The organism is Massilia alkalitolerans DSM 17462, assembly GCF_000427785.1.
GTDB classification, from domain to species: domain Bacteria; phylum Pseudomonadota; class Gammaproteobacteria; order Burkholderiales; family Burkholderiaceae_D; genus Telluria; species Telluria alkalitolerans.
Map to the genome: position 1 here is coordinate 1 of NZ_ATYR01000052.1, position 15,168 is coordinate 15,168.

A 15,168-nucleotide genomic window follows, 5' to 3' on the forward strand; every position below is an offset into this window, starting at 1 on the left:
TCACGACAAGTCAAAGCCTGATGACCATAGCAAGTCGGTCCCACCCCTTCCCATCCCGAACAGGACCGTGAAACGACTTTGCGCCGATGATAGTGCTGCAACCAGTGTGAAAGTAGGTTATCGTCAGGCTAGTTATAAAGCAAAGCCCGCCCAGTATCGACTGAGCGGGCTTTTTGCTTTTCTGCGCCCTTCCTATCCTTCCCGCATGTAATGACGCATTTGCCGCTCATTGACATAAATACATAGCCCTCGCCAACTATTGCTACGCTACACTTCTTGTTTTCTTGATTACTCGAAATAACAATGAAGAAGACGCGCAGCTATCTTCTCCGCGGTATCGGCGCCACAGTCGTCCTGCTCCTGGCCGCCTTGGGCCTCGCCCTGTCCAACGCGAGCGTCGAGTTGACCGAGCACGGTGCTCACCGGCGTCTTCTGGTGCCGATTGGAATCGGCATGGCAGGCTTCAACACCTTTGCGGGAACCGGCGACAAGGTCCACATCCCGGGCTTTCTCGACGGCCCGGTCGTCCGCAGGAAGGCGGACGGCAGCTGGACGGCCACCTGGTTCTGCGAAAACCAGGTGCAGCAACTGGCGGGTGCCGGCACGGATCTCGTCATCGACTGCGCGGGAAAACGCAGGGTATTCCCGATTGCGCGTACGCCGGCGGTGGCGGATGCCGTGTTCGATACCCCATCCGACACGCTCATTCTCAGCGACATCGAAGGCAATCTTCGCTTTCTCGACGCTGCGCTCACGTCCTTGGCCGTCACCGATGCGCAGGGCAACTGGACCTATGGCGACAGGCACCTGGTGATCGCCGGCGATGCCGTCGACCGCGGCCGCGACGTGTTCGCCGTCCTGTGGCGTCTCTATGCGCTCAGCCTGCAGGCGAAGGATGCCGGCGGCGCCGTCCACCTCGTGCTCGGGAACCATGAACAGTATCTGCTGCGCGGGAATACCTCACGCGCCAACCGCGACCACTTGTATGCGTTGACGCGCATGGGCGGCCAGCTCGATGCCTTCGGGCCCGACACGCTGATCGGCCATTGGCTGCGCCTGCAGCCCGTCATCATCAAGAGCGGGCGTACCGTGATCACCCATGGCGGCGTGAATCCGCTGGTGGCCGATGCCGGCTTCACCGTAAATAACCTGAATAGCGCGATGCGGCGTTACTGGCTGGGTGACATGCCCAGCAAGGCGGAGCTCGACGCCGTGGTCGGCCCGGCAGGGCTGACCCAGTACCGCGGCTACCTCGAGGACGGCGAGGATCGGTTCGCGCGTGCGACGGCAGCCCAGGTCGACGACGTGCTCGCCCACTTCGGTGCGAAGTCGATCGTCGTCGGCCATACCCTGGTCGAGCGTGTGACGGCGCTGCACGAAGGCAGGGTATGGGCCATCGACGTCAACAGCAATACGGCGCGCTCCGAAGCGCTCCTGATCAGCAATGGCGACCCCATCGTGGTGCCGACGGGCGCCGCACGGCAACTGCAGGAACAGGGCGGGCAGCGCCTGACCCGTCCCTTCAGCCTGTTCGCGGCAAGCGACCTCGCCATGCTCAAGCACATGGTGATGTCACACTACGCGCTGTCGCAGATTCCCCAGCCTTATTGAGGCACGGCGCCCGGCGACAGCACCGCCAGCAGCCTGTCGAGGACAGGCGCCGTCGCGTCGGCGATGCGGTCGATGCTCTGTTCGCGTAGCAGCGCGGTATCGACCACCCGGCTGCTGTGCAGCCCGGCCCAGGCCAGCAAGGCAGCCCCGGCTTCGGGATGATCGAACACCCCGTGCAGGTAAGTGCCCAGCACCTGGCCGTCACTGGAACACGCTCCTTCGCTGCGGCCGTCGATCACGAAGGCCGGCCGCGCCAAGGCGGCGCCCGTGGAGACGCCCATGTGGATCTCATACCCCCGCAGGCCGAACGGAGATCCTCCGCCCATGCTTGCCTGCCCGCTGACCTGCGCCAGCCGCTTGTCCCGCGCCAGTTCGGTGTCGACCTCGAGCAACCCGAGCCCTTCCGATATACCCGGTTCCGCTTCCACCCCGTGCGGATCGGCGACCGAACGGCCGAGCATCTGGAAGCCGCCGCAGATCCCGATGACTTTGCCGCCATAGCGCAGGTGCCGCGCCAGATGGGCAGGCCAGCCCTGCGCCCGCAGCCAGGCCAGGTCGCCGCGCGTGTTCTTGCTGCCCGGGAGGATGATGAGGTCCGCCGGCGGAATCGCCTCGCCGGCGCGCACGAAGCGCAGGTCCACGTCCGGATGCGCCCGCAGCGCATCGAAGTCGGTATGGTTGCTCATGCGCGGCAGGCTCGGGACCACGATGCGAAAGCTTCCCTTGCCGAACTGCGCCGGCTGCACCGCGTCTTCCGCATCCAGGTACATGCCGTGCAGATAGGGCAGGACGCCCAGCACCGGTTTGCCGGTCTGTTCCTTCAGCCACTCCAGGCCCGGCTCGAGCAGCCTGATGTCGCCTCGGAAGCGGTTGATGACGAAGCCGACGATCCGCCTGCGTTCCGACGCCGACAGGCAGGACAGCGTGCCGACGATGTGGGCGAACACGCCGCCGCGGTCGATGTCCGCGACCAGGATGACCGGGCAGTCGACCGCCTCCGCGAATCCCATGTTCGCGATGTCGCGGTCGCGCAGGTTGATCTCGGCCGGGCTGCCCGCGCCTTCGACCACCACCGCTTCGTACTGCGACAGCAGGCGCGCATGCGATTCCAGCACCGCCGCCATGGCCACGGTCTTGTACTGGTGGTAGTCGCGCGCGTTCATCTCGGCACGCACGCGGCCATGGATGATCACCTGGGCGCCGGTGTCGCTGGAGGGCTTGAGCAGGACCGGGTTCATGTCGGTGTGCGGCTCGACACCGGCTGCGATCGCCTGCAGGGCCTGGGCGCGGCCGATCTCGCCGCCGTCGCTCGTGACCGCGCTGTTGAGCGCCATGTTCTGCGGTTTGAACGGCGCCACCCGCACACCGCGGCGCCGCAAAAGCCGGCACAGGGCGGCGACCACGGTGCTCTTGCCGGCGTCCGAGGTCGTGCCCTGTACCATCAGGGTACGGAAGGGCAGGGCGCTCATCGGCTGCGGTGCTGGCGGGCCAGCTCGAGCTTCTCGCACAGGACCGCGGTCCCGGCGATCATGCGCGGACCGGCGCGGTTGAGCAGGTTGCCGTCGACCGTGAACAGGTTGTCCTTGCGGGTCGCCGTCAAGCTCGCGTACGGCTTCCACAGATTGACGCCGCCGTAGTTCTTCTCGGCTGTGCCGAACACGACTTCGGGATCGGCCTGGAGCACGCTCTCGATCGACACGATCGGCGCGGTCACCGTCAGCTTGTCGAAGATGTTCTCGCCGCCGCACAGGCGCAGCGCGTCGGTGATGATGTGGCGGCCGCTGAGGGTGTACAGCGGCTTGTCCCACACCTGATAAAAGGTCCGCACGGTCGGGCGGCCGGCATAGCGGCTGCGCAGGCTGGCCAGCTGCCGGCGCAGTTCCGCCGCGGCCGGATCGGCCACCGCCTGGGTGCCCATCAGCTGGCCGAGGCGCGCCACGTTGTCCGGAATGCCTTCCAGCTTCTGCGGGTCGCTCAGGAATACCGGCACGCCCAGCTTGCGCACCATCTCGATCTGCCGCTCGGAATTGTTGTGCATCCAGGCCACGATCAGGTCCGGCTTCATGCTGATGACGCGTTCCATGTCGATCTCGCGGTTCGAGCCGATGCGCGGGATGCTCTTGGCGGCTTCTGGATAGTCGCTGTAGTTGACCGCGCCCACGATGCGGCTGCCTCCGCCCGCGGCGAACAGGGTTTCCGTCACGTGCGGCGCCATCGAGATCACCCGCATCGCCGGCTTGTCGAGCGTGACCGCATTGCCCGCGTCGTCATGTACCGTCACCGCGCCCACTGCCGGCGCAAGCAGCGCCGTTGCCAGAACCGCCATCCGTCTCATCCATTGCTCCATTCTTGAAGTGCCTTGTCGAGGCGCTGCCATCCCGCTTCGTCCGCCGGCAGGCCGATCCGGATGCCGCGTCCGGCCTCGCGGAACAGGCGGCACCAGATGCCGCGCTCCGCCATGTGCGTGTGGAAGGCCTCCGGCTGTGCCTCAGCCCACCAGTGGAACAGCGGCGTGCCGCTGGCCCGAATGCCATGCGCTGCCAGCAGGGTGCGCATGCGCCGGCCGGAGGCCTGCAGTTGTTCGAAAGTTTGCCGCTGCCAGTCCAGGTCGCGCAGCGCCTGCCCGGCCACCGCCTGCGCCGGACCGCTGACGGCCCACGGTCCCAGCAGGTCGTCGAGCACGCGCAGCGTGGCGGCGTCGGCGCCCACGAATCCCAGCCGCAGCCCGGCCAAGCCAAAGAACTTGCCGACCGAGCGCAGGACGATCAGTCCGGGCTGGCCCGCATGGGCGGCGACGCTCAGCGCCGGATCGGTGTCGCCGAATGCCTCATCGACCACCAGCCAGCCGCCGCGCTTTCCCAAGCGCGCGGCCCAGTCCAGCAGGCGTTCGGGCCCGATGGTCTCGCCGGTAGGGTTGTTGGGATTGACGACCACCACGACTTCGCTGCCGTCGATCGCGCAGTCCAGATCCGCATAGGAAGCGAGCCGCAACACGTGCCCCTGCTGTCGCCAGGCATGCGCGTGCTCGGCATACGAGGGGCTGGACACCGTGACCCGCGAGCGTGCGCGCAGCCGGGGAAGCGCCTGGATCGCGGCCTGGGTGCCGGCGACCGGCAACAGGGCAGGCGCGCCGTAATAGGCGCAGGCCGCGGCGGCCAGTGCCGGATCCGGCTCGGGCAGGCGGTGCCAGGCATCGGCAGGCAGGCTGGGGGCGGGATAGCCGTGCGGATTGATGCCGGTCGACAGGTCGATCCAGTCGCCACGCCCGTACAGGCGCGCAGCCTCGCGCAGCTTGCCGCCGTGTTCAAGCATGCTGCCCCCATACCAGGATAAACAGCGCTGCCGCGCAGGCCAGGCCGAGCCAGAGCAGGGTGGTGTGCAGCACCAGGCGCCATGCGCGCACGATGTCGCTTGCGGTGGCGTTGGGACCGGCGCCGAGTGGCGGACGCTGCTCCAGCTGTCCGTCGTAGACGGCGGCGCCGCCGAGCGAGACGCCGAGCGCGCCGGCGCCGCTTGCCATCACCGGCCCGGCGTTCGGGCTGCTCCAGGCGGGCGCCTGGGTGCGCCAGCATTGCCAGGCGCGTGCGCGTCCGGCGCCCGCCAGCACGACGTAGGACAGCGCGGTCAGCCGCGCCGGCACATAGTTGAGCGCGTCGTCGATCCGCGCGGCCGCACGGCCGAAGAGAATGAAGCGCGCGTTCCGGTAGCCCCACATCGCATCGAGCGTGTTCGCCAGCCGGAACAGGACGGCGCCGGCGCCGCCCGCGACCAGGAACCAGAACAGGGTGCCGAACACCGCATCGTTGCCGTTCTCGAGCAGCGATTCGGCGCCGGCTTTTGCCAGGTCGGTTTCGCCGGCCTGATGGGTATCGCGGCTGACGATCCAGGACGTGCGGGCGCGCGCAGTTTCCAGGTCGCCGGCACGCAGCGCGTCGACGATCGGCATCGTATGGTCGCGCAGGCTGCGCAGCCCGATGCAGGCGTACAGGAGAAGGGCGTGCAGCCACAGCCCGGCATGCGCCGCCGCCAGCCAGGCCAGCAGGCTCAAGGGCAGCACGGCCAACAGCCAGGCCAGCAGCCCGCGCAGGAAGGGCAGGGTGCCGCGGTTCAGGCGGCGCTCGATAGCCTGCGCGAGCCGGCCGAAGCCGACCAGCGGATGCCAACGCCGCGGCTCGCCCAGCAGCAGGTCGAGCAGGATGCCCGCCGCCAGCAGGCCGGCCAGCTGCGGCAGCGACAGCCCGCTCAGCATGCGGCGCCCTTCAGCACCAGCGGCAGTCCGGCCGCCACGAACACCGCGCGATCGGCGTGCGCGGCCACTGCCTGGTTCAGCCAGCCCGCTTCATTGGCAAAGCAGCGCGACACCGCGCCCCAGGGCACGATGCCCATGCCGACTTCGTTCGAGACAAACACGATGTCGCCTTCGGCGCCGGCATCGAGAAAGTCCAGCAGCGCCGCGCGCTCCTGGTGAAAGCGTTCGGGCAGCGCCACCTCGCCCACCTCCGGCCACGCGCGGCCGTCGCAGAACATCAGGTTGCTCAGCCACAGCGTCAGGCAGTCGACCAGCACCAGGCGTCCCGGCCCGCAATGCTCCCTCAGCGCGGCCGCCAGTCCCAGTTCTTCTTCGACCGTGTGCCAATGGGCAGGGCGGCGGGCGCGGTGCTGGGCAATGCGCGCCGCCATTTCGGCGTCGCCGGCGCGCGAGGTGGCCAGGTAGACGACCTCCTTGCCGGATGCATGGGCCAGGCGCTCGGCGTAGGCGCTCTTGCCGGAGCGTGCGCCGCCCAGCACCAGGGTAGTGCTCATGGGCTGCCCCCGCCGAGCAGCGCGGCCACGGCGGGCGGGTTGGACGGGAAGTAGGCGTGGAAGTAGGAGGCGGTGAGCGAACCGATGCGGTACACGGCTTCGCCCTGTGCGCCGTTGCCGGTCTTGACGGTATGCGCCTGCGCCGGCGCCGCGGTCTCCAGGCGCGAATAGTGGAAGCTGTGGCCGCGCACCGGTCCCTGGTCGGTCGGCATGGCATGTGCGCCGAGGCCGGCCAGGCGCGGCTGCATGTGCACTTCGCCCGGCAGCAGCCCCACCATGGGCCAGCGCTGCCCTTCCTGGTCGGTGAGGCCGTCGGCGAGCACCATCATGCCGCCGCATTCCGCCAGGATCGGCACGCCTCGTGCATGCGTCGCACGGATCGACGATTGCCAGTTGGCGGCCTGCGCCAGCTCCGCGCAGTGCAGCTCCGGGTAGCCGCCCGGCAGGAAGACGGCGTCGGCATCAATCGGCACCGCTTCATCCCCAAGGGGCGAGAAGTAGCGCAGGCGGGCGCCCATCTTTTCCAGCAGGTCCAGGTTGGCGGGGTAGAGAAAGCAGAAAGCCGGGTCGCGGGCGATGGCGACGACCCGTCCGTCCAGCAGGCGCTCGACCTCCTGCCACTCGGGCGCGGACTGCGTCATGAGGGACAGGGCGTTCCAGGCATCCTCGTTGAAGTGCAGGCCGTCCGCGAGCTTGTCGAGCAGGGCGTCCAGCCCCTCGACTTCGCCGGGCAGGACCAGTCCCAGGTGGCGCTCCGGCAGCGGCGTGTCCTGGCGCGCCAGCCAGCCGAGCAGCGCAATGTCGCGCAAGGACGAGGCCACCATCTTCGCATGGCCTTTGCTTGCGATGCGGTTGGCCACCACGCCGGCCAGCTGTACCGGGCCGTAGTCGCGCAGGCCGCGTGCCACCGCGCCCGCGGTCTGGGCCATGGCCGAGGCATCGATCACCGCCAGCACGGGCACGCCGAATTCGCGCGCCAGGTCGGCCGCCGAGGGCGAGCCGTCGTACAGGCCCATGACGCCCTCGATCAGGATCGCATCGGCTTCGCGCGCCGCGTCGTGCAGGCGGCGCCGGCATTCCTCGACGCCGACCATCCACAGGTCGAGCGTATGGACCGGCGCGCCCGACGCGCGTTCGAGCAGCATCGGGTCGATGAAGTCCGGTCCGCACTTGAATACCCGCACGCGCAGTCCCTGGCGCAGCAGCTTGCGCGCCAGCGCGGCGGTGACGCTGGTCTTGCCCTGGCCCGACGACATGGCCGCGACCAGCACGGCGCGGGCGCCCGCATCCCGGTCCATCACCACTCCGTCCCCGCTTGGGCCGCGATGCCCGCCTTGAAGGCGTGCTTGACCACGTTCATCTCGGTGACCGTGTCGGCCACCGCCACCAGCTCGGGCGGCGCCGCGCGGCCGGTCACCACCACGTGCTGCATGACGGGACGGTCGAGCAGGTCGGCAATGACCGTGTGCACGTCGAGGTATTTGTACTTGAGCGCGATGTTCAGTTCATCCAGCACCACCATGCCGTAGGCCGGGTCCTGCAGGAAGCGCCTGGCCTGCTCCCAGGCCTCGCCGGCCTTGGCGATGTCGCGCTCGCGGTCCTGGGTTTCCCAGGTATAGCCTTCGCCCATTGCGTGGAAACTGACCTCGTCCGGGAAGCGGCGCAGGAATTTTTCCTCGCCGGTCGACATGGCGCCCTTGATGAACTGGACCACGCCGACCTTCATGCCGTGGCCGAGCGCGCGCGTCACCATGCCGAAGGCGCTCGAGCTCTTGCCCTTGCCGTTGCCGGTATTGACGATGACGATGCCAATTTCCTTGTCCGCCGCCGCGATTTTTGCGTCGATGACGGCCTTCTTGCGTTCCATGCGCTGGCGGTGGCGCTCGTTCAATGCAGCAGTCTCTTCTTGGGTCATCTCGTTCATACGCTAGCCTCATGGGGGAGAAATATGCGGCGGCCGCCGTGCTCGATCATCTCGATCGGGTGGCCGAGGTAATCGCCCAGCAGCGCCGGCCGCATGGTGTCGTCGACCGGGCCGGCCTGCCAGCAACCGTCGCCCATCAACAGCAGCGCGTGGGTGGAAATGCGGTAGGCAAGGTTCAGGTCGTGGCCGATCATGACCACAATCTTGCCCTGCTCGCGGCACAGGCCGGCCAGCAGGGCCATGCTGCTGACCTGGTGCGCCAGGTCGAGCGCGTTGGCCGGCTCGTCGAGCAGCAACAGTTGGGTATCCTGTGCCAGCAGCGCGGCGATGGCGACCCGCTGGCGCTCGCCGCCGGACAGGGTGCGCACGTCGCGGGCGGCAAGGTCCGCCACTTCCATCGCCTCCAGGGCGTGCATGGCGGCCTGGTGGTCGTCGCTGCCTTCCCAGTAGCGCTCGGCGTGGTAAGGGTGGCGCGCCGACAGCACGGTCTCGATCGCGCTGTACGAAAACGCGTCGTGGCGCGACTGCGCCAGGAAGGCGCGCTCGCGCGCCAGTTCTTCCGGCGCCCAGGCGTCGAGCGCGCGGCCGCCGACGAACACCGCGCCGGCATCCGGACGGTGCAGGCCGGCCAGGGTGCGCAGCAGGGTGCTCTTGCCGGCGCCGTTGCGGCCGATGATGCTCCAGCATTCGCCGGGGCGGGCGGCCCAGTCGAGCTGGCGCACCAGCAGGCGGTTGCCGGCCTTGAGGTCAAGGTGTTCGGTCCAGATCATCTCACCTCCGCAAACGGTGCAGCTGGTAGAGGAACACCGGCGCGCCGATGATCGCGGTGATGGCGCCGACCGGCAGCTGCTGCGGCGCGATGACGGTGCGCGCCAGCGTGTCGCACAGCACCAGGAAGCTGCCGCCCGCCAGCACCGCCGCCGGGATCAAGACCCGGTGGTCGGGACCGAAGGCGAAGCGGCAGGCGTGCGGGACGATCAGGCCGACGAAGCCGACCGAGCCGGCGCTGGTGACGGCGCTGGCCGTCAGCACGCCGGAAACGAAGAACAGGCCCTTGCGCAGGCTGCCGACACGGATGCCGAGCGTGGCCGCGGCCTCAGCATGCAGCGCGACCACGTTCATGGCGCGTGCGCTGCGCAGGGCGTACAGCAGGGCGGCGCCGAGCACCACCCACGGCGCCAGGCGCAGCGGCGCGCCGGCCAGGTCGCCGATCATCCAGAAAATCATGCTGCGCAGCCGGCCTTCCGGGGCGATCGACAGCATCAGGGTGACCAGGGCCATGCAGGCCGAGGACAGGATCACGCCGGTGAGCAGCAGCATCGAGGTGCCGGCTTCCAGCGCCAGTCCGCTGCGCAGGTCGCGCCGGGCCAGCAGGTAGAGCAGCATCGATACCCCCACCGCGCCGGCCAGCGCCGCCATGTCGACCACGATGGCGCTGGCCATCAGGAGCAGGGCCAGCAGGGCGCCGACCGAGGCGCCCGCCGAAATGCCGAGCACATAGGGGTCGGCCAGCGGGTTGCGCAGCAGGGCCTGCATCATCACCCCGGCCAGGGCCAATGCGCCGCCGGTCACGAAGGCCGTCAGCGCCCGGCCGGCGCGCAGCTCGAGCAGCGAGGCCGCCAGCGAGCTTTCGCCTTGCGCCAGCTGGCGCAGGGCGTCCGGCATCTCGGCCAGCGGCACGGCGATCGAGCCCGTCATGCCGGAGAACAGCAGGCTGGCGACGGCGCACAGCAGTAGGGCGCCGATGACGAGCATGGCGCGCCGGCGCTGTGCTTGAGCGGGGTGATGCATGGGTCTCCTTCTTGGTGGCGTCTTGGTCAGCGGATGCCGTAGCGCAGGCCGGCGAACCAGGTGCGGCCGCTGGTGCCGTAGTAGCGCGCCAGTTCGTACTGCTTGTCGGCGACGTTGTCGAGGCGGACCAGCAGCGATACGTTCGGCGCCACTTGCCAGGTAGTGTACAGGTTGAGCAGGCCGTAACCACCGAGGCGATTGCGGTTGGCGGCATCGTCGAAGCGCTCGCCGGAGAGCTGCAGCTCGGCGCCGGCCTTGAGCACGCCCCAGCTGCTGTCGGCGCTGAAGCTGGCATGCTTCTTCGAGCGGCGCGCCAGCTGCTTGCCGGTAGTGAGGTCCTTCGGATCCTGCCAGTCCAGGCTGCCGCGCAGGTTGATGCCGCTGACGCGCGTCCGCGCCGCCACCGTGACGCCTTCGAGCTGGGCCCGGTTGACGTTGTAGGCGCAGCTGCCGGCACGGCCCGGGCAGGGCGTGGCCGAGACAATCATGTCGGTGAGGCGGTTGCGGAAGTAGGTGGCGTCGAACTGCACGCTGCCGGCGTCGTAGCGCAGGCCGGCTTCCCGGTTGCGGCCCTGTTCCGGACGGTTGGTCGGCAGGCCGTAGTTCGGGTAGTACAGTTCGTTGAAGGTCGGCGCGCGGAAGCTGGTGCCGACGCTGGCGGTGGCGCGCAGGCCTCCGCCAAAATCGTAGCCATAGCCGGCGGCTCCGGTGTTCTTGCTGCCATAGACAGACGAACGGTCATGGCGGGCGCTGACATCGAACAGGTGGGCGCCACGCTTGGCTGAATAGACGGCCGCATACGCGTTGGTGGTGCGCGAGCGCGACAGGTCCGCGGTGGCGCTCGATTCCACTTCCTCCTTGCGGTGGCTGTAGAGCAGCTGCAGGGTGTCGGGGCCGAGCGCGATGCTGTTCTGCCAGGTCAGCTCGTCCTGCCGGGTGTCGATCTGGCTGGCGCCGGATGGGGCGCTGCTGGTGAAGCTGCCCAGTTTGTCGTCCGAGCGCGCGTATTGCAGGGTGCTGCGCCAGGCGGCGCTGAACTGGCCGGTGGCATAGACCGCCGCCGTGTTCAGGTCTTGCTCGTTGTGGACGTCGTAGGCGGCGCTGCCGCTGTCGTACTGCGCGCGCAGGTCGCTGTGCAGGAATTGGGCGCCGACTTCGAGGGTCGGGGTCAGCGCATACGACAGCTGGCCATTGGCGTTGCGGCGGCGATAGCCGTCTTCGTCCGGATTGAAGCCGAAGGCGCCCGGGCGCGTGGCCGAAAAGCCGTCCGACTCCTCATGGCCGGCGCCGAAGGCGTAGCGCAGGCCGTTGGCGGAGCCGTGCACGCCGGCGTCGGCCTGGCGCGTCGCGTTGCTGCCGGCGCCGACCGAGCCGCTGACGACCGGACCGCCGTCGCCCTTGCGGGTGAAGATCTGGATCACGCCGCCGATCGCGTCCGCGCCGTACAGGGTGCTGAGCGGGCCGTAGACGATTTCGATGCGTTCGATGGCGCCGAGCGGCACCGCATTCCAGGCGGCGACGCCGCTGGTGGACGAACCGATGCGTACGCCGTCCAGCAGGACCACGACCCCGTTGCTGTTGGCGCCGCGCAGGAATACGCTGGTCGAGGCGCCGGCGCTGCCGTTGCGGGTGATCTCGATGCCGCGCTGGCGCTGCAGCACGTCGGCCACCGAGCCGGCGCCGGAACGGGCGATCTCGTCGGCGTGGATCACGGTGGTGTCGGCGATCACGTCGACCGCGCGCTGCGGCATGCGGTTGGCGGTGACGAGGACCGAATCGAAGGTTTGGGCGACTGCGGGCGCAGCAAAGGCGAATGCGAGCGACAGCGCGGCCGCAAGCCGTGTTACAGGAAAGTTCATGAATAGCTCAATCAAAAGACAACCAGCCGACGTCCCCGTAGGCCAGATTGATCAGAAGCGCACCAATGGCACGCTTCCACCTTTTGGCCGGTATCCGGGCTGGCAAGTGTGGCCGTCCGACCTTCCCATGCGGATGCACAGTGGTCATGGAAGACGGTTTGCCGCGTAACTCGTTGATCGGATCAATCGCGAGCGCGGCACTTGCTTACCGTTGCGGGGGCAGCACACGTTGGCCTTGTTGAAGGGCTTCGTGTTTCCCGTTTAACTGCGGTCGTGGACACGACCGCGAGCACCAAAACGCCGCCATTATACGCAGGGTCGCGCGGCGTTGTCAGTCTTTCAGCACGACGACTTCGCCGTAGCCGATGCGGTGGGCGCTGGAGGCGGCGCGTAACGCGGCCTGTTCGATGCTGCCCCCTTGGTGCAGGGCCGACAGCAGGCGGATCGTGCCGGCGTGGCAGATGACGAGCGCCGCAGGATGCCGCAGCTGCTGGCGGAATGCGGCGACGCGGCGGGCCACCTCGAGCACGTTCTCCCCGCCGCCGGGACGGTAGTGCAGCAGGTCGGCGGCCCAGGCGTCGACCTCGGCGCGCGGGATGGCGTCCCAGGCGCGCATCTCCCAGGTGCCGAAGTCCATCTCGGCCAGGCGGGCATCGAGCGTGACCGGGACGTCGAGCGCCGCGGCGAGGGTCGCGCAACGTGCGAGCGGGCTTGCGTAGACGGGGAGTCGCCCCGGCAGGCCAGCGGCGCGCAGCGTGGTGGCTACCTGCGTGATCGCTTCGATAGATGTCGAAACGTTGGCCCTGCCATAGCAGAGGCCGGGCGCGACCTCCGGCTGGGGATGGCGCACCAGGATCAACTGCATTTTTATGCGAGGGCGCCGTGGCCGAGCGTGGCCAGCACGGCAAGATAGATGAGGACCTCGGCCAACTGCTGCACCGCGCCGAGGCAGTCGCCGGTATAGCCGCCAATGCGGCGCGCGAACTTGCGGGCCAACCACCAGGTCGCAGCAACACCCGCGACGAGCGCGGCAAGCAGGGCGCGCAGGTCGAGCGCGCCGGTTGCGAGCAGGATGGCGGCGGCGATGGCGACCGTCGAGGATGCGATCGCGAATTCGCTTGTCGTCATGCGTTCCGCCAGCGGCTTGGCCTTGCCTTCGGCGCGCGCATACTCCATGCGCCAGATGAGGGACGTCGCCGCGAGGCGCGACAGCGGATGGGCGAGCAACAGGGCGCCGATGGCGCTGCTTGGCGGCAGCATCGCCAGCGTGCTGCACTTCGCGCCGAGCATGCCTACGACGCCGATGGCGCCGTAGGCGCCGACCCGCGAGTCCTTCATGATCTCGAGCACGCGTTCGCGCGTCATCCCGCCGCCGAGTCCATCGCAGGTGTCGGCGAAGCCGTCTTCGTGGAAGGCGCCAGTGGCATAGATGGTCGCTGCGGTCGACAGGACTGCCGCGACCGCAGCGGGAAACACCAGTGCAGCGGCGGCGTACACGCCGGCGGCGATCGCACCCACCACGATGCCGACCAGCGGGAAGTAGCGCGACGCATGGTGCAGCCATTCCTGCTCGAAGCCGACCCAGCGCGGGATCGGCAGGCGCGTGAAGAACTGGACCGCGATGAAGAACAGGCGCAGCTGCTGCATGGTCCTACTGCGCGCCGGTGCTGACCTGCGCGGAGGCGAAGGTCGCCATCTCGTTCAGGAAGTTGGCAGCCGCATGCAGCAGGGGCAGGGCGAGTGCGCTGCCGGTGCCTTCGCCCAGGCGCAGGCCGAGCTGCAGTAGTGGCTCGGCGCCGAGCGCATCGAGCATCAGGCGGTGGCCGTTTTCGCTCGACGCGTGGGCGAATACGCAGTAATCGAGGATCGCCGGCTGCAGGCGGGCGGCCACCAGCAGGGCGCTGGTGACGATGAAGCCGTCGATCAGCAACACCTTGCGCAGCTCGGCGGCCTTGAGCAGCGCGCCCGTCATCATGGCGACTTCGAAGCCGCCAAAGGTGGCCAGCACGGCGAGCGGATCGGCGACGCCGGCATGTTGTTGCACGGCGGCCGCGATGACCTGCTGCTTGCGCCGGATGCCGTCCGACGACAGGCCCGTGCCGGCGCCCACGCATTGCTCCAGCGGCAGCCCGGTCAGCTTGTGCATGATGGCCGCGGCGGCGGTGGTGTTACCGATGCCCATCTCTCCGAAGCCGACCACGTTGCCGGGCAGGTCGCGCGCCAATGCCATGCCATGCTCCAGCGCGGCCTCGAGCTGCTGGCGCGACATCGCCGGCTCGGCGGCGAAGTTGCGCGTGCCGTTGGCGATTTTGCGGTCGTGCAGGCCGGGGCGCGCGCCGAAGTCGTGGTTGACGCCCGCATCGATCACATGCAGCGCACAGCCATTCTGGCGGGCAAATACATTGATGGCGGCGCCATTGGCCAGGAAGTTCTCGACCATTTGCCAGGTCACGTCCTGCGGATAGGCAGATACGCCTTCCGCCACGACACCATGGTCGCCCGCAAATACCAGGATGGCGGGATCCGCGATCCGGATGCGCGTCGTGCCCTGGATCAGGCCGAGCTGGGTGGCCAGGGTTTCGAGGCGTCCCAGGCTGCCGAGCGGTTTGGTTTTGTTATTGATGGCATCCAGGAGTGCCTGCGACAGGGCCGCATCGGCAGTCGGCGTAATATGGGGAAGGTGCATTGCCGGGGAGATAAGGTGGAAAAAACGCGACGATAACATAGTCGCAGGCGTTGTCAGTCCCGCCGCGCTTTGCTATAGTCTCGTTTCTTCGACGCACATCGCAGCTTTTAAAGCAGCGACAGCGAAAGAGAAAAAAGAGGGGCTTGACGATAAACGCAAAACACAGCATAATCTCGCTTCTCTGCTGCTGACGAACACAACGCTTCGTAGCGATAGCAGAACAGAACAACGGTTCTTTAACAATCAACAGTCGATAAGTGTGGGCGTTTGATGAAGGTGTCGCTGACTTCGGTCAGTGATTACTTAAATTATCAAATGTTCACAAAAGTATTAAGCGTTGTCTCAGCAATGAGATAACGGTCAGTATCTTGAGTGAGCGACTCCGTAGCAATACGGATGACACGAAAGTGTCAACAAACAGAGATTGAACTGAAGAGTTTGATCCTGGCTCAGATTGAACGCTGGCGGCATGCTTTACACATGCAAGTCGAACG

14 protein-coding genes, 2 rRNA genes and 1 riboswitch are annotated in these 15,168 nt (G+C 67.9%); of the genes, 3 read left to right on the top strand and 13 right to left on the bottom strand.

Annotated elements, in window-relative coordinates:
- The first annotated feature begins 16 nt into the window (after nucleotides 1-16).
- Together rrf and YWC_RS0126095 are read left to right on the top strand one after the other, a co-directional pair.
- Nucleotides 17-129, top strand: a 5S ribosomal RNA gene (gene rrf, locus YWC_RS0126090).
- 174 nt (nucleotides 130-303) lie between these two features.
- A complete protein-coding gene (locus tag YWC_RS0126095; protein WP_027867989.1) occupies nucleotides 304-1,611 on the top strand; it encodes a metallophosphoesterase in 1,308 nt (435 codons plus the stop codon).
- On the opposite strand, the gene YWC_RS0126100 is transcribed toward YWC_RS0126095, so the two are convergent.
- The 13 genes from YWC_RS0126100 to cobT form a co-directional block, all read right to left on the bottom strand.
- On the bottom strand, nucleotides 1,605-3,080 hold the full coding sequence (locus YWC_RS0126100; protein ID WP_027867990.1) for a cobyric acid synthase: 1,476 nt from the start codon (nucleotides 3,078-3,080) through the stop codon (nucleotides 1,605-1,607). The genes YWC_RS0126095 and YWC_RS0126100 overlap by 7 nt on opposite strands.
- Nucleotides 3,077-3,946 carry a cobalamin-binding protein gene (locus YWC_RS0126105; protein ID WP_027867991.1) on the bottom strand — a complete coding sequence of 290 codons (870 nt, stop codon included), beginning with the start codon at nucleotides 3,944-3,946 and terminating at the stop codon, nucleotides 3,077-3,079. Before YWC_RS0126105 ends, YWC_RS0126100 begins: the two co-directional genes overlap by 4 nt.
- Nucleotides 3,943-4,923 carry a threonine-phosphate decarboxylase CobD gene (cobD, locus tag YWC_RS0126110; RefSeq protein ID WP_027867992.1) on the bottom strand — a complete coding sequence of 327 codons (981 nt, stop codon included), beginning with the start codon at nucleotides 4,921-4,923 and terminating at the stop codon, nucleotides 3,943-3,945. The genes YWC_RS0126105 and cobD overlap by 4 nt, the downstream gene beginning before the upstream one ends.
- Nucleotides 4,916-5,860: an adenosylcobinamide-phosphate synthase CbiB gene (gene cbiB / locus YWC_RS0126115; RefSeq protein ID WP_027867993.1), complete on the bottom strand. Its 945-nt coding sequence runs from the start codon at nucleotides 5,858-5,860 to the stop codon at nucleotides 4,916-4,918. Before cbiB ends, cobD begins: the two co-directional genes overlap by 8 nt.
- A complete protein-coding gene (gene cobU / locus YWC_RS0126120; protein WP_027867994.1) occupies nucleotides 5,854-6,414 on the bottom strand; it encodes a bifunctional adenosylcobinamide kinase/adenosylcobinamide-phosphate guanylyltransferase in 561 nt (186 codons plus the stop codon). Before cobU ends, cbiB begins: the two co-directional genes overlap by 7 nt.
- Nucleotides 6,411-7,712, bottom strand: coding sequence for a cobyrinic acid a,c-diamide synthase CobB (locus tag YWC_RS0126125; protein WP_036216226.1), 1,302 nt, complete (start codon nucleotides 7,710-7,712; stop codon nucleotides 6,411-6,413). Before YWC_RS0126125 ends, cobU begins: the two co-directional genes overlap by 4 nt.
- The gene (gene cobO / locus YWC_RS0126130) at nucleotides 7,712-8,338 is read right to left on the bottom strand and encodes a cob(I)yrinic acid a,c-diamide adenosyltransferase (protein ID WP_027867996.1); all 627 of its coding nucleotides are present in this window, start codon (nucleotides 8,336-8,338) and stop codon (nucleotides 7,712-7,714) included. The genes YWC_RS0126125 and cobO overlap by 1 nt, the downstream gene beginning before the upstream one ends.
- Nucleotides 8,335-9,108, bottom strand: coding sequence for an ABC transporter ATP-binding protein (locus YWC_RS0126135; RefSeq protein ID WP_027867997.1), 774 nt, complete (start codon nucleotides 9,106-9,108; stop codon nucleotides 8,335-8,337). Before YWC_RS0126135 ends, cobO begins: the two co-directional genes overlap by 4 nt.
- Nucleotide 9,109: 1 nt before the next feature.
- Entirely contained in the window at nucleotides 9,110-10,129 is a 1,020-nt protein-coding gene (locus tag YWC_RS0126140; protein ID WP_027867998.1) for a FecCD family ABC transporter permease, read from the bottom strand.
- A 26-nt stretch (nucleotides 10,130-10,155) separates the two neighbouring features.
- Nucleotides 10,156-11,988: a TonB-dependent receptor domain-containing protein gene (locus YWC_RS0126145; RefSeq protein ID WP_027867999.1), complete on the bottom strand. Its 1,833-nt coding sequence runs from the start codon at nucleotides 11,986-11,988 to the stop codon at nucleotides 10,156-10,158.
- A 68-nt stretch (nucleotides 11,989-12,056) separates the two neighbouring features.
- Nucleotides 12,057-12,300: riboswitch (cobalamin riboswitch) on the bottom strand.
- Between the two features lie 19 nt (nucleotides 12,301-12,319).
- Nucleotides 12,320-12,853 carry a histidine phosphatase family protein gene (locus YWC_RS0126150; RefSeq protein WP_027868000.1) on the bottom strand — a complete coding sequence of 178 codons (534 nt, stop codon included), beginning with the start codon at nucleotides 12,851-12,853 and terminating at the stop codon, nucleotides 12,320-12,322.
- Between the two features lie 2 nt (nucleotides 12,854-12,855).
- Nucleotides 12,856-13,635: an adenosylcobinamide-GDP ribazoletransferase gene (locus tag YWC_RS0126155; protein WP_027868001.1), complete on the bottom strand. Its 780-nt coding sequence runs from the start codon at nucleotides 13,633-13,635 to the stop codon at nucleotides 12,856-12,858.
- A gap of 4 nt (nucleotides 13,636-13,639) precedes the next feature.
- A complete protein-coding gene (gene cobT, locus YWC_RS0126160) occupies nucleotides 13,640-14,674 on the bottom strand; it encodes a nicotinate-nucleotide--dimethylbenzimidazole phosphoribosyltransferase (protein WP_027868002.1) in 1,035 nt (344 codons plus the stop codon).
- Between the two features lie 426 nt (nucleotides 14,675-15,100).
- Between cobT and YWC_RS31030 the strand changes: the two genes are divergently transcribed.
- Nucleotides 15,101-15,168, top strand: a 16S ribosomal RNA gene (locus YWC_RS31030); the annotation flags it as partial.

Excerpts from the sequence above, each read along its gene's own strand:
- YWC_RS0126140 (WP_027867998.1), bottom strand. The coding sequence starts at position 10,129 with ATGCATCACCCCGCTCAAGCACAGCGCCGGCGCGCCATGCTCGTCATC.
- YWC_RS0126150 (WP_027868000.1), bottom strand. The coding sequence starts at position 12,853 with ATGCAGTTGATCCTGGTGCGCCATCCCCAGCCGGAGGTCGCGCCCGGC.
- cobD (WP_027867992.1), bottom strand. The coding sequence starts at position 4,923 with ATGCTTGAACACGGCGGCAAGCTGCGCGAGGCTGCGCGCCTGTACGGG.
- YWC_RS0126145 (WP_027867999.1), bottom strand. The coding sequence starts at position 11,988 with ATGAACTTTCCTGTAACACGGCTTGCGGCCGCGCTGTCGCTCGCATTC.
- YWC_RS0126125 (WP_036216226.1), bottom strand. The coding sequence starts at position 7,712 with ATGGACCGGGATGCGGGCGCCCGCGCCGTGCTGGTCGCGGCCATGTCG.
- YWC_RS0126135 (WP_027867997.1), bottom strand. The coding sequence starts at position 9,108 with ATGATCTGGACCGAACACCTTGACCTCAAGGCCGGCAACCGCCTGCTG.
- YWC_RS0126105 (WP_027867991.1), bottom strand. The coding sequence starts at position 3,946 with ATGAGACGGATGGCGGTTCTGGCAACGGCGCTGCTTGCGCCGGCAGTG.
- cobU (WP_027867994.1), bottom strand. The coding sequence starts at position 6,414 with ATGAGCACTACCCTGGTGCTGGGCGGCGCACGCTCCGGCAAGAGCGCC.
- YWC_RS0126095 (WP_027867989.1), top strand. The coding sequence starts at position 304 with ATGAAGAAGACGCGCAGCTATCTTCTCCGCGGTATCGGCGCCACAGTC.
- cbiB (WP_027867993.1), bottom strand. The coding sequence starts at position 5,860 with ATGCTGAGCGGGCTGTCGCTGCCGCAGCTGGCCGGCCTGCTGGCGGCG.
- YWC_RS0126155 (WP_027868001.1), bottom strand. The coding sequence starts at position 13,635 with ATGCAGCAGCTGCGCCTGTTCTTCATCGCGGTCCAGTTCTTCACGCGC.
- YWC_RS0126100 (WP_027867990.1), bottom strand. The coding sequence starts at position 3,080 with ATGAGCGCCCTGCCCTTCCGTACCCTGATGGTACAGGGCACGACCTCG.
- cobT (WP_027868002.1), bottom strand. The coding sequence starts at position 14,674 with ATGCACCTTCCCCATATTACGCCGACTGCCGATGCGGCCCTGTCGCAG.
- cobO (WP_027867996.1), bottom strand. The coding sequence starts at position 8,338 with ATGAACGAGATGACCCAAGAAGAGACTGCTGCATTGAACGAGCGCCAC.